Here is a 12573-nt window from a genome sequence, read left to right as displayed (position 1 = left end):
AGTCAGCGATGGAAACCAGCGCGAAATTTCTAATGCTTTCATCAACAGCCAGATGTTAAAAAAGGCTGGTTATCGGCAATAAAAACGGAGTTTTGATTAGCTAAATTAATCCGAAACGCCATCGGTGAAAAAAACTCAGTGGCGCGCGTCCTCGGCGGCGATTACCCTGCCGGCCATCATTCTGACGCAAGTACGCTGTGAATCCCTTATGTTACTGAGCATCCTTTATATCATCGGCATCACCGCCGAAGCCATGACCGGCGCGCTGGCGGCCGGCCGCCGCCAAATGGACATGTTCGGCGTGATCATCATCGCTTCGGTCACGGCGATCGGCGGCGGGTCGGTGCGCGATATGCTGCTCGGGCATTTTCCATTGGGCTGGGTCAAACACCCGGAATACATCGTCATCGTCGCGATAGCGGCGATCGTCACCACCTGGGTGGCTCCCCTGATGCGCCATTTGCGCCGCCTGTTCCTGGTGCTCGACGCCGTCGGCCTGATCGTCTTCTCGATCATCGGCGCGCAGGTGGCCCTGGATATGGGGCACAGCGCCATTATCGCCGCCATCGCCGCGGTGATCACCGGCGTCTTCGGCGGGGTGCTGCGCGACATGTTCTGCAACCGTATCCCGCTGGTTTTCCAGAAGGAGATCTACGCCGGCATCTCCTTCAGCGCCGCCTGGCTGTATATCGGCCTGCAGCACCTCAGCCTGCCGCACAATCTGGTGGTGATCCTCACGCTGGTCGCCGGCCTGAGCGCACGCCTGATCGCCCTGCGCTTCCGCCTCGGCCTGCCGGTGTTCAACTACCAGCACCCGGATCACTGATCTCGGGGCGGCAACGCGCCGCCGCCGAGGCCAAAACTGCAAAAATGTCGCCCTTCGACGCGCAAATTCGCCCATTCGCCGCTTTTTCCGCGCAAAGCCGCGGGCAAAATGCGAGCTAACGCTGCACCCGGCGCGTTAGCCGTGTATACTGTGCGGAGAAAATACACATCCGCTGTTATTGGCATATCAACCGTTATCAACGAACATCATCATGGCTCAAGGCACGCTTTATATTGTCTCTGCTCCCAGTGGCGCAGGTAAATCAAGTCTGATTCAGGCTTTGTTAAAGACGCAACCGCTGTACGACACGCAGGTTTCAGTTTCGCACACCACGCGCGACAGCCGCCCGGGTGAAAATCACGGCGAGCACTATTTCTTCGTCTCGAAAGACGAATTCCGCCGGATGATCGAGCAGGACGCGTTTCTTGAGCACGCCGAAGTGTTCGGCAACTATTACGGCACCTCGCGCGCCGCCATCGAACAAGTATTGTCGACCGGCGTGGACGTGTTTCTGGATATCGACTGGCAGGGCGCGCAGCAAATCCGCGCCAAAATGCCGCAGGCGCGCAGCATCTTCATTCTGCCGCCGTCGAAGGAAGAACTGGGCCGCCGCCTGCGCGGGCGCGGGCAGGATTCCGAAGAGGTGATCGCCAAGCGCATGGCTCAGGCCGTGGCGGAAATGACGCATTACGCGGAGTACGATTACCTGATCGTGAACGATGATTTCGATCTGGCACTGTCCGATCTGAAGACCATCATTCGCGCCGAACGCCTGCGTTTGGGCCGCCAGTTGCTGCGGCATGACGCTTTAATCAGCAAACTATTGGCAGACTGAAGGCAGTTTCAGTATCATGCCCAGTCTTTTCGTCACCTGTGGAGTAGCACAAATATGGCACGCGTAACTGTTCAAGACGCTGTAGAGAAAATTGGTAACCGTTTTGACCTGGTGTTGGTCGCTGCTCGTCGGGCGCGTCAGATCCAGACCGGCGGCAAAGATGCACTGGTTCCGGAAGAGAACGACAAGTACACCGTTATCGCCCTGCGCGAAATCGAAGAAGGCCTGATCACCAGCCAGATCCTCGACGTGCGTGAGCGCCAGGAGCAGCAAGAGCAGGAAGCCGCAGAGATTCAAGCGGTTACCGCGATTGCTGAAGGTCGTCGTTAATTAGACTGCGAGTCCGCCTTGTACCTGTTTGAAAGCCTGAATCTGCTGATTCAACGTTACCTGCCCGAGGAGCAGATTAAGCGCCTCAAACAGGCATACCTCGTCGCGCGCGACGCGCACGAGGGCCAGACACGCTCCAGCGGTGAGCCTTACATTACTCACCCGGTCGCCGTGGCCTGCATCCTGGCGGAAATGCGTCTCGATCACGAGACGCTGATGGCGGCATTGCTGCACGACGTCATCGAAGACACCCCAGCCACCTATCAAGATATGGAACAGCTGTTCGGCAAGAGCGTCGCCGAACTGGTTGAGGGCGTCTCCAAGCTCGACAAGCTGAAGTTCCAGGACAAGAAAGAAGCGCAGGCGGAAAACTTCCGCAAGATGATCATGGCGATGGTGCAGGATATTCGCGTCGTGCTGATCAAGCTGGCCGACCGTACGCACAACATGCGCACCCTCGGTTCGCTGCGCCCCGACAAACGCCGGCGCATCGCGCGTGAAACCCTGGAAATCTACAGCCCGCTCGCCCACCGTCTGGGTATTCATCACCTGAAGACCGAGCTGGAAGAGCTGGGCTTCGAGGCGCTGTACCCGAACCGTTATCGCGTGATCAAGGAAGTGGTGAAAGCCGCGCGCGGCAACCGCAAAGAGATGATTCAAAAAATCCTCTCCGAGATTGAAGGGCGACTGACCGAAGCCGGTATCGCCTGCCGCGTCAGCGGGCGGGAAAAACACCTCTACTCCATCTACCTCAAGATGCACCTCAAGGAACAGCGTTTCCATTCCATCATGGATATCTACGCGTTCCGGGTGATCGTGAAAGAGGTCGATACCTGCTACCGCGTGCTCGGCCAGGTGCACAGCCTGTACAAACCGCGCCCGGGGCGAGTGAAAGATTACATCGCCATTCCCAAGGCCAACGGCTATCAATCGCTGCATACCTCGCTGATCGGCCCGCACGGCGTGCCGGTCGAAGTGCAGATCCGCACCGAAGACATGGACCAGATGGCTGAGATGGGGGTAGCCGCGCACTGGGCTTACAAGGAAAGAGAACAGGGCGAAACCGGCACCACGGCGCAGATCCGCGCCCAGCGCTGGATGCAGAGCCTGCTGGAACTGCAGCAAAGCGCCGGCAGTTCGTTTGAGTTTATCGAGAGCGTCAAATCCGATCTGTTCCCGGATGAGATTTACGTTTTCACCCCGGAAGGCCGCATCGTCGAGCTGCCCGCCGGCGCCACGCCGGTCGATTTCGCCTATGCGGTGCATACCGATATCGGCCATGCCTGCGTCGGCGCGCGCGTCGATCGTCAGCCGTACCCGCTGTCGCAGTCGCTGACCAGCGGCCAGACCGTCGAGATCATCACCGCGCCGGGCGCGCGGCCCAACGCCGCCTGGCTGAACTTCGTGGTCAGCTCGAAAGCGCGCGCCAAAATTCGCCAGATGCTGAAGAACCTCAAGCGCGACGACTCCGTCGGCCTCGGCCGCCGTCTGCTCAACCACGCGCTGGGCGGCAGCCGCAAGCTGGCCGAAATCCCGCAGGAAAACATTCAGCACGAGCTGGACCGTATGAAGCTGGCGACGCTGGACGATCTGCTGGCGGAAATCGGCCTCGGCAACGCCATGAGCGTGGTGGTGGCGAAGAACCTGCAGGGCGATCAGTCCAGCCTGGGCGCATCCTCCGGCGTGCGTAACCTGGCCATCAAGGGCGCCGACGGGGTGTTGATCACCTTCGCCAAGTGCTGCCGTCCGATTCCGGGCGATCCGATTATCGCTCACGTCAGCCCGGGCAAAGGGCTGGTGATCCACCATGAGTCCTGCCGCAATATTCGCGGCTATCAGAAAGAGCCTGAGAAGTTCATGGCGGTCGAGTGGGATAAAGAGACCGAGCAGGAGTTCATCGCCGAGATCAAGGTGGATATGTTCAACCACCAGGGCGCGTTGGCCAACCTGACGGCGGCGATCAACGCGGCCGAGTCCAATATTCAGAGCCTGAACACCGAAGAGAAAGACGGTCGGGTTTATAGCGCCTTTATCCGCTTGACCACCCGCGATCGCATCCATTTGGCAAACATTATGCGTAAAATCCGTATCATGCCGGATGTGATCAAAGTTAACCGCAACCGAAACTAGCGCTTATGAGTCCTGAACGCTATGCGCGGATTTGTGAAATGCTCGCGACCCGGCAGCCGGATTTGACGGTCTGCCTGGAGCAAGTGCACAAACCGCATAACGTCTCCGCCATTATCCGCACCGCCGACGCCGTCGGCGTGCATCAGGTCCACGCCGTGTGGCCCACCACCCGCATGCGCACCCTGGTTTCCTCCGCCGCCGGCAGCAACAGCTGGGTCAGCGTCAAAACCCATCGCACCATCGGCGACGCGGTCGGTCATCTGAAAGCGCAGGGCATGCAAATTCTGGCCACCAATCTGTCTGCGCGCGCGGTCGATTTCCGCGAGGTGGACTACACCCGGCCCACCTGCGTGCTGCTCGGCCAGGAAAAAACCGGCATCACCGAAGAAGCGCTGGCGCTGGCCGATCGGGACATCGTCATTCCGATGATCGGCATGGTGCAGTCGCTCAATGTCTCCGTGGCCTCGGCGCTGATCCTGTATGAAGCGCAGCGCCAGCGGCAGAACGCCGGCCTGTATCGCCGCGACAACAGCATGCTGGATGAAGAAGAGCAGCAGCGTCTGCTGTTCGAAGGCGGTTACCCGGTGCTGGCCAACGTGGCCAAGCGCAAAGGGCTGCCGCGCCCGCAGATTGATGAGCAGGGCCAGGTGGTCGCCAGCGCCGAATGGTGGGCGGCCATGCAGGCGACGGTGCGCAAATGAAAGGCCGCCTGCTGGATGCTGTCCCACTCACCACGCTTTCCGGGGTTGGCGCCAGCCAGGCGGGCAAACTGGCCAAACTCGGCCTCGAGACCATTCAGGATCTGCTGCTGCACCTGCCGCTGCGCTACGAAGACCGCACCCGCCTCTACCCGATCAACGATCTGCTGCCGGGCATCTACGCCACGGTAGAAGGGGAAGTGCTGCGCAGCGACATCAGCTTCGGCCGCCGCCGCATGCTGACCTGCCAGATTAGCGACGGCACCGGCATCCTCACCATGCGGTTCTTCAACTTCAACGCCGCAATGAAGAACAGCCTGGCCACCGGCCGCCGCGTGACCGCCTACGGCGAGATCAAGCGCGGCAACCACGGCGCGGAAATCATCCATCCTGAATACCGCATTCAGGGCGAAGCCAGCGAGGTTGAGCTGCAAGAGTCGCTGACGCCGGTCTACCCCACCACCGAAGGGGTGCGGCAGGCCACGCTGCGCAAGCTAACCGATCAGGCGCTGGAGCGGCTGGATACCTGCGCTATCGCCGAGCTGCTGCCGCCGGAGCTGAGCGGCGGCCTGATGAGCCTGCCGCAGGCGCTGCACACCCTGCATCGCCCGCCGCCGGACATCCAGCTGGCGGATCTGGAGCTGGGCAAACACCCGGCGCAAAAACGCCTGATCCTCGAAGAGCTGCTGGCGCATAACCTCAGCATGCTGGCGGTGCGCGCCGGCGCGCAGAGCTATCAGGCGCAGCCGCTGCTGCCGGACGATCGGCTGAAAAACCGTTTTCTCGCCCAGCTGCCGTTCTCGCCGACCGGCGCGCAAACGCGCGTGGTGGCCGACATCGAAGCCGATATGCAAAAAGACTTCCCGATGATGCGGCTGGTGCAGGGCGACGTCGGCTCCGGTAAAACGCTGGTGGCGGCGCTGGCGGCGCTGCGCGCCATCGCGCACGGCAAGCAGGTAGCGCTGATGGCGCCGACCGAGCTACTGGCCGAGCAGCACGCCAACAATTTCCGTCAGTGGTTTGAACCGCTGGGGCTGGAGGTCGGCTGGTTGGCCGGCAAACAGAAAGGCAAGGCGCGCATCGCGCAGCAGGAGGCTATTGCCAGCGGCCAGGTGTCGATGGTGGTCGGCACCCACGCCATCTTCCAGGAGCAGGTGCAGTTCAACGGCCTGGCGCTGGTGATCATTGATGAGCAGCACCGCTTCGGGGTGCATCAGCGGCTGGCGCTGTGGGAGAAAGGCGAAGAGCAAGGCTTCCACGCCCATCAGCTGATCATGACCGCCACGCCGATCCCGCGCACGCTGGCGATGACCGCCTATGCCGATCTCGATACCTCGGTCATCGACGAGCTGCCGCCGGGACGCACGCCGGTGACCACCGTCGCCATCCCCGATACCCGCCGCGCCGACATCATTCAACGGGTGAAAAGCGCCTGTCTGGAAGAGGGGCGGCAGGCTTACTGGGTATGTACGCTGATCGAAGAGTCCGAGCTGCTGGAAGCGCAGGCGGCGGAAGCCACCTGGGAAGAACTGAAAACCGCGCTGCCAGAGCTGAAGGTAGCGCTGGTGCACGGCCGCATGAAAGCGCAGGAAAAGCAGGCGGTGATGCAGGCGTTTAAACAGGGCGAGCTGCAGCTGTTGGTGGCCACTACGGTGATCGAAGTCGGCGTCGACGTGCCGAACGCCAGCCTGATGATCATCGAAAACCCGGAGCGGCTGGGCCTGGCTCAGCTGCACCAGCTGCGCGGCCGCGTAGGACGCGGCGCCGTGGCCTCACACTGCGTGCTGCTGTACAAAACGCCGCTGAGCAAGACTGCGCAAACGCGCCTGCAGGTGCTGCGCGACAGCAACGACGGCTTCGTCATCGCGCAGCGCGATCTGGAGATCCGCGGCCCAGGCGAGCTGCTGGGCACCCGCCAGACCGGCAGCGCCGAATTCAAGGTGGCGGACCTGCTGCGCGATCAGGCGATGATCCCCGAAGTGCAACGCGTCGCTCGCCATCTCCATCAGCACTATCCGGAGCACGCCCAGGCGCTGATCGAACGCTGGCTGCCGGAGAAGGCGCGCTACTCCAACGCATAAAAAAGGGCGCCGCAGGCGCCCTTTTCGCGATGACCCGCGATATCACCCCACCGCCGGGAACACCGGCAGCAGCAGATACAGCTTGATGACGATGGCATTGGCGATATCAATAAAGAACGCCCCCACCATCGGCACCACCAAAAACGCCACGTGCGACGGACCGAAACGATCGGTGATCGCCTGCATGTTGGCGATCGCCGTCGGCGTGGCGCCCATGCCGAAGCCGCAGTGGCCGGCGGCCAGCACCGCCGCATCGTAGTTCTTGCCCATCACCCGATAGGTGACGAAGATCGCGTACAGCGCCATGACCAGCGTCTGCACCGCCAGGATCGCCAGCATCGGCAGCGCCAGCGAGGCCAGCTCCCACAGGCGCAGGCTCATCAACGCCATCGCCAGGAACAGCGACAGGCTGACGTTGCCCAGCACCGACACCGCCCGCTCGAACACGGTATAGAAACCGGTGAAGGCCAGCGTGTTGCTGAGGATCACCCCGACGAACAGCACGCAAACGAAGTTCGGCAGTTCAAACACCGTGCCGCTCAGCAGGCCGGCAATCAGCTGCCCCAGGCTCAGACAGATGGCGATCATGGCGATGGTTTCGATCATCACCAGCGAGGTGATCAGACGGCCGCTTTCCGGCTTCTCGAAGCCGCTCGGCTGCACGCTGTCATCCGGGGTGCCTTCCGGCGTGGAGGAGTGCTTGACCAGATAGCGCGCCACCGGGCCGCCGATCAGGCCGCCCAGCACCAGGCCGAAGGTGGCGCAGGCCATGGCGACTTCCGTGGCGTTCTCGAAGCCGTAGCGCTCAATGAACAGTTTGCTCCAGGCCGCCCCGGTGCCGTGGCCGCCCGACAGGGTGATCGACCCGGCGATCAGGCCCATCAGCGGATCCAACCCCAGCATTTTCGCCATGCCGATGCCGATGGCGTTCTGCACGATAAGCAGCCCCAGCACCACGAACAGGAACACCACCAGCACCTTGCCGCCGGCGCGCAAACGCGCCAGGTTGGCGTTCAGGCCGATGGTGGCGAAGAAGGCCAGCATCAGCGGATCCTTCAGCGACATGTCAAAACTGATTTCCCAGTTGACGAGCTTTTTCAGGGCTAACAGCAGGAGGGCCACCAGCAAACCGCCGGCGACGGGAGCGGGAATGGTATATTTTCGCAGCAGAGGAATGGTTCTGACGCACTTGCCCCCGAGGAGCAAAACCAGCGTCGCCGCGACTAACGTGCCATAAGTATCAAGATGAAACATCCAGGTACTCCATGTAAGGAAAAAGATCCAAATAAAAATAATAAGTTATAGAAAACCACTGAGTTTTTAAACTTGATGAGTGCAGGATTAGAAGTAAAAAACGCTGAGATGACAAGAAAAAATGAATGAAAATGCGACATAAGCGAGAAAGTCGGCAACATAATATTTACGCGCAACCGTTTGCTTTTGTGGGGCGGAGCATTAAAATGCCTGCTTTGCCGTATCTGGAAACGCCACACCATGAGCATGTCATCCTCCGAGCTTGATGCCGCGCGCCAAGCCGCCTCAGAACCCCGCGCCAGTGAACTGATTTATCGCCTGGAAGATCGCCCGCCGCTGCCGCAAACGCTGTTTGCCGCCGGCCAGCATCTGCTGGCGATGTTCGTCGCGGTGATCACCCCGGCCCTGCTGATCTGCCAGGCGCTGGGTCTGCCGGCACAGGATACCCAGCACATCATCAGCATGTCGCTGTTCGCCTCCGGTCTGGCTTCCATTCTGCAAATCAAAACCTGGGGGCCGGTGGGTTCCGGGCTGCTGTCGATTCAGGGCACCAGCTTCAACTTCGTTTCGCCGCTGATCATGGGCGGTCTGGCGCTGAAAAACGGCGGCGCCGACGTGCCGACCATGATGGCCGCGCTGTTCGGTACCCTGATGGTCGCCTCCTGCACCGAAATTCTGCTGTCGCGCGTGCTGCATCTGGCGCGCCGCATCATCACCCCGCTGGTTTCCGGCATCGTGGTGATGATCATCGGCCTGTCGCTGATTCAGGTCGGCCTGACCTCGATCGGCGGCGGTTACGCCGCGATGAACGATCACAGCTTCGGCTCGCCGAAAAACCTGCTGCTGGCCGGCGCGGTGCTGGCGGTAATCATCCTGCTGAACCGCCAGCGCAACCCTTACCTGCGCGTGGCTTCGCTGGTGATCGCCATGGCGGTCGGCTATCTGTTGGCCTGGGCGATGGACATGCTGCCCGCCGATGCACCGGCGGCCCCCACGGCGGCGATCACCATCCCCACGCCGCTCTATTACGGCCTGGGCTTCGACTGGAACCTGCTGCTGCCGCTGATGCTGATTTTTATGGTCACCTCGCTCGAGACCATCGGCGACATCACCGCCACCTCCGACGTCTCCGAACAGCCGGTCAGCGGGCCGCTGTACATGAAGCGCCTGAAGGGCGGCGTGCTGGCCAACGGCCTGAACTCGATGCTGTCGGCGGTGTTCAACACCTTCCCCAACTCCTGCTTCGGCCAGAACAACGGCGTGATCCAACTGACCGGCGTCGCCAGCCGCTACGTCGGCTTCGTGGTGGCGCTGATGCTGATCGCGCTGGGGCTGTTCCCGGCGGTGGCCGGCTTCGTGCAGCACATCCCCGAACCGGTACTGGGAGGCGCGACCATCGTGATGTTCGGCACCATCGCCGCCTCCGGCGTGCGCATCGTGTCGCGCGAGCGTCTGAACCGCCGCGCCATCATGATCATGGCGCTGTCGCTGGCCGTCGGCATGGGCGTGTCCCAGCAGCCGCTGATCCTGCAGTTCGCGCCGGACTGGCTGAAAACCCTGCTCTCTTCCGGCATCGCCGCCGGCGGTATTACCGCTATCGTGCTGAACCTGGTGTTCCCGCAGGAACACGAGAAGAAGTAACCCGTCCATCGGCGTTCAAACGGCCGCTTGCGGCCGTTTTTTATTGTCTATCAGACCATTGCCCTTGAGATGCCCGGCCAATTGCGGCATAAACAGGGTATCTTTTTTGACCGATGCGGATGTAGACGATGAAATTTATCGGAAAGCTGTTGCTGACGTTGCTGCTGCTGATCGTGCTGGCGGCAGTGGTGCTGTACCTGGTGGGGCAAACCCGCTGGGCGGCAGGCCGCCTGAGCGCCTGGATCAGCGACAACAGCGAATACCGCCTGTCGATAGGAAAAATCACCCATTCGTGGAGCCAGCCGAACCAGATTGAGCTGGAAGACGTGCAACTGGCGCGCAACGGTCAGCCGCAGGCGCTGGTCGCCAAACGCGTCGATCTCGGCCTCAGCCTGCGCCAAATCACCGAGCCGCGCTATTTTCACAGCGTCACGCTGCGCGACGGCACGCTGAACGTGCAGCCGCAGGCAGCGGCGCTGCCTGTACAGGCCGACGTGTTGCAGCTGAGCAACATGGCGTTGCAGTCCAACGATAACGAGTGGCAGCTCAACGCGCAGCAGGTCACTGCCGGCATTACGCCGTGGCGCCCGCTGGCCGACCATCTGCTGGGGGACAACAACCAGTTCCAGTTCAGCGCCGGTTCGATGACGCTGAACGGCATCCCCGCCTCGAAGGTGTTGGTGCAGGGGGAGCAGAAGCAGGGCCAGCTGCTGTTGAACAACTTCGGCGCCGATCTGGCGCAGGGCGACCTGACCGGCGTGGCCAGCCGCGCCGCCGACGGCAGTTGGCAGGTGGATCGCCTGCGGCTGAGCGGCGTGCGCATGCAGACCCCGCTGACGCTGGCGGAATTCATGCAGCGCTTTACCACCCTGCCGCCGGTCACCCTCAAGCGTTTCGATCTGATCGACGCGCGCCTGGAAGGCAAGGCATGGGCGTTTAACGATCTCGATCTGTCGCTGCAAAACGTCAGCGTCGAAAAAGGCGACTGGCGCAGCGAAGACGGCTCGCTCAACGTCAACGCCAGCGACGTGATCAACGGCGGCTTCCACCTGATCGATCCGATCGCCACCCTGCGGCTCTCCTCCGCCGGCATCGCCATTCAACAGTTCACCACCCGCTGGGAAGGCGGGCTGCTGCGCACCTCCGGCAACTGGCTGCGCGCCGGCAAACGCCTGCAGCTGGATGAAGTGGCCATGGCGGCGCTGGAGTACACCTTGCCGAGCGACTGGCGCGAACTGTGGCTGAAACCGCTGCCGGACTGGCTGGCGGAGGTGTACGTCACCAAGCTGACCACCAACCGCAATCTGATCATCGATATCAACCCGGCATTCCCGTTCCAGATCACCGCGCTGGACGGCTACGGCAGCAACCTGCTGCTGGCGCGCGATCGCCAGTGGGGTATATGGTCCGGATCGCTCAACCTGAACGGCAGCGAGGCGACCTTCAACAAGATAGACGTGCGGCGCCCTTCGCTGGCGCTGAACGCCGACGCCAATCAGATTAACGTCACCGAGCTCAGCGCCTTTATGCCTAATGGGTTGCTTGAGGCCAAAGCGACCGTCGATCAGCTGCCGGGCAAGCCGTTCCAGCTGACGCTGCACGGCCGTTCGGTACCGATCAACACCTTGCAGCAATGGGGATGGCAGCCGGTGCCGCTGACGGGCGACGGCAACCTTGAGCTGCAGTTGAAAGGGCTGCTGAACAGCGACGGGCCGTTCAAAGCCTCGTTGAAGGGAAATCTGCAGGCCACCGCCGGCGACGGCCAAGCGGTGAACCAGCAACTGCCGTAATGCCCTGCGCGGCCCGCCCTCAGGCAGGCCGCCGTCTTACTCTTCCAGCGCCTCAGAGCCGCCCTGATCCAGCGGCACATCCGGCTCGGCCGGCAGCACCATGTAGGTGCCTTCGAACACCGCACCTTTATCCTCGTCGCCGAACAGATGCACTTCGGCGTGCACGCGCGCGCGGCGGCCGCGCGCCAGACGCGCCAAATCGCCGCTCAGCGAGCCGAGATCCGCCACCGCTCGCGGCCTGCCGGTAATCGGTTTGCTGTAGCGAATGTGCGCGTCCGCCAGAATGATGGTGCCGCCGAGATGGCGCTCGCGCAGCAGCAGCCAAATCAGCCCCCAGGCGGTCAGCGTCGCCAGCGAGAACAGGCTGCCGGCGAACAGCGTGTGGTGCGGATTCTGGTTGCCGGTCTCCGGCATGGTGGTGACGAAGCGCTGGCCGGTGTATTGGCTGATGCGCACGCCCATCTTTTCGCTCAGCGGGATGTGTTCATACCAGGCCTGCTGCAGTTGGCCGCACCAGTCGGGGCGATGCAGGATATCGTCCAGCGTCGCTACCGGTTTGATCATCAAAAAGTGGCGGATCGGGGTGGTCTGCGGCGCAGTGATCTCCCCCTGATTGACGAACCCCAGCTTGGCGAAGAAGTCCACCGCGTCTTCACGAGCGCTGCACACCACCCGCTTCACGCCCTCCTGCCGCGCGACGGACTCCAGCGTCATCGCCACCAGCGTCCCCAGCCCTTTATCCTGCAGCGTCGGATCTACCGCCAGAAAACGGATCGCCGCCTCGTTGTCGGCATTGATGTACAGCCGCCCGATGGCGACGATTTTACCGGCCTCGTCCACCACCATTTGGTGGTGGGCCATGGCGTCATAGGCATCCTTTTCCGAACCCACCGGCTGGTGCAGCGGCTTGCGCAGCATTTCCCAGCGAAACTGGTAATACTCCTTCAGTTCTTGCTCTGTTACGGGTACTCGTAGGTGATACATAGAC

Annotated in this window: 10 protein-coding genes; 8 read left to right on the top strand and 2 right to left on the bottom strand. The window is 61.9% G+C overall.

All coding sequences use genetic code 11. The annotated features are described in order from the left end of the window. The first annotated feature begins 208 nt into the window (after positions 1–208). The 6 genes from ACJ8IN_RS19260 to recG all read left to right on the top strand — a co-directional run bounded on the left by ACJ8IN_RS19260 (position 209) and on the right by recG (position 6900). Positions 209–826 carry a trimeric intracellular cation channel family protein gene (locus ACJ8IN_RS19260; protein WP_025304704.1) on the top strand — a complete coding sequence of 206 codons (618 nt, stop codon included), beginning with the start codon at positions 209–211 and terminating at the stop codon, positions 824–826. A 211-nt stretch (positions 827–1037) separates the two neighbouring features. Beyond that, complete coding sequence (gene gmk, locus ACJ8IN_RS19255; protein WP_033636481.1) at positions 1038–1661, top strand: guanylate kinase; 624 nt, start codon at positions 1038–1040, stop codon at positions 1659–1661. A 54-nt stretch (positions 1662–1715) separates the two neighbouring features. Next, a complete protein-coding gene (rpoZ, locus tag ACJ8IN_RS19250) occupies positions 1716–1991 on the top strand; it encodes a DNA-directed RNA polymerase subunit omega (RefSeq protein ID WP_004931221.1) in 276 nt (91 codons plus the stop codon). Between the two features lie 18 nt (positions 1992–2009). Further along, a complete protein-coding gene (spoT, locus tag ACJ8IN_RS19245; RefSeq protein WP_019452189.1) occupies positions 2010–4121 on the top strand; it encodes a bifunctional GTP diphosphokinase/guanosine-3',5'-bis pyrophosphate 3'-pyrophosphohydrolase in 2112 nt (703 codons plus the stop codon). A 5-nt stretch (positions 4122–4126) separates the two neighbouring features. Beyond that, on the top strand, positions 4127–4822 hold the full coding sequence (trmH, locus tag ACJ8IN_RS19240) for a tRNA (guanosine(18)-2'-O)-methyltransferase TrmH (RefSeq protein WP_060424792.1): 696 nt from the start codon (positions 4127–4129) through the stop codon (positions 4820–4822). Further along, positions 4819–6900 carry an ATP-dependent DNA helicase RecG gene (recG, locus tag ACJ8IN_RS19235; protein ID WP_308326130.1) on the top strand — a complete coding sequence of 694 codons (2082 nt, stop codon included), beginning with the start codon at positions 4819–4821 and terminating at the stop codon, positions 6898–6900. The genes trmH and recG overlap by 4 nt, the downstream gene beginning before the upstream one ends. A 42-nt stretch (positions 6901–6942) precedes the next feature. On the opposite strand, the gene gltS is transcribed toward recG, so the two are convergent. After that, positions 6943–8154, bottom strand: coding sequence for a sodium/glutamate symporter (gene gltS, locus ACJ8IN_RS19230; RefSeq protein ID WP_033649747.1), 1212 nt, complete (start codon positions 8152–8154; stop codon positions 6943–6945). A 240-nt stretch (positions 8155–8394) separates the two neighbouring features. On the opposite strand from gltS, the gene ACJ8IN_RS19225 reads away from it, so the two are divergent. Both ACJ8IN_RS19225 and ACJ8IN_RS19220 read left to right on the top strand, forming a co-directional pair. Next, positions 8395–9795: a nucleobase:cation symporter-2 family protein gene (locus ACJ8IN_RS19225; RefSeq protein WP_019452186.1), complete on the top strand. Its 1401-nt coding sequence runs from the start codon at positions 8395–8397 to the stop codon at positions 9793–9795. A 128-nt stretch (positions 9796–9923) separates the two neighbouring features. Next, positions 9924–11585, top strand: coding sequence for an AsmA family protein (locus ACJ8IN_RS19220; protein WP_308326131.1), 1662 nt, complete (start codon positions 9924–9926; stop codon positions 11583–11585). A gap of 36 nt (positions 11586–11621) precedes the next feature. Here the strand turns inward: ACJ8IN_RS19220 and fabY are convergent, their stop codons facing one another. Continuing rightward, positions 11622–12569 (bottom strand): fatty acid biosynthesis protein FabY, encoded by a 948-nt coding sequence (gene fabY, locus ACJ8IN_RS19215; protein WP_033636491.1) that lies wholly within the window; start codon positions 12567–12569, stop codon positions 11622–11624. Positions 12570–12573: the final 4 nt, after the last annotated feature.

This window comes from Serratia sp. CY31944 (assembly GCF_052169175.1).
In the GTDB taxonomy this organism is placed as follows: domain Bacteria; phylum Pseudomonadota; class Gammaproteobacteria; order Enterobacterales; family Enterobacteriaceae; genus Serratia; species Serratia sarumanii.
This window is presented reverse-complemented; position numbering and strand designations above follow the sequence as displayed.

Bases quoted from the DNA above. Each gene is read 5' to 3' on its own strand.
- ACJ8IN_RS19260 (WP_025304704.1), top strand. From the start codon at position 209: ATGTTACTGAGCATCCTTTATATCATCGGCATCACCGCCGAAGCCATG.
- gmk (WP_033636481.1), top strand. From the start codon at position 1,038: ATGGCTCAAGGCACGCTTTATATTGTCTCTGCTCCCAGTGGCGCAGGT.
- rpoZ (WP_004931221.1), top strand. From the start codon at position 1,716: ATGGCACGCGTAACTGTTCAAGACGCTGTAGAGAAAATTGGTAACCGT.
- trmH (WP_060424792.1), top strand. From the start codon at position 4,127: ATGAGTCCTGAACGCTATGCGCGGATTTGTGAAATGCTCGCGACCCGG.
- recG (WP_308326130.1), top strand. From the start codon at position 4,819: ATGAAAGGCCGCCTGCTGGATGCTGTCCCACTCACCACGCTTTCCGGG.
- gltS (WP_033649747.1), bottom strand. From the start codon at position 8,154: ATGTTTCATCTTGATACTTATGGCACGTTAGTCGCGGCGACGCTGGTT.
- ACJ8IN_RS19225 (WP_019452186.1), top strand. From the start codon at position 8,395: ATGAGCATGTCATCCTCCGAGCTTGATGCCGCGCGCCAAGCCGCCTCA.
- ACJ8IN_RS19220 (WP_308326131.1), top strand. From the start codon at position 9,924: ATGAAATTTATCGGAAAGCTGTTGCTGACGTTGCTGCTGCTGATCGTG.
- fabY (WP_033636491.1), bottom strand. From the start codon at position 12,569: ATGTATCACCTACGAGTACCCGTAACAGAGCAAGAACTGAAGGAGTAT.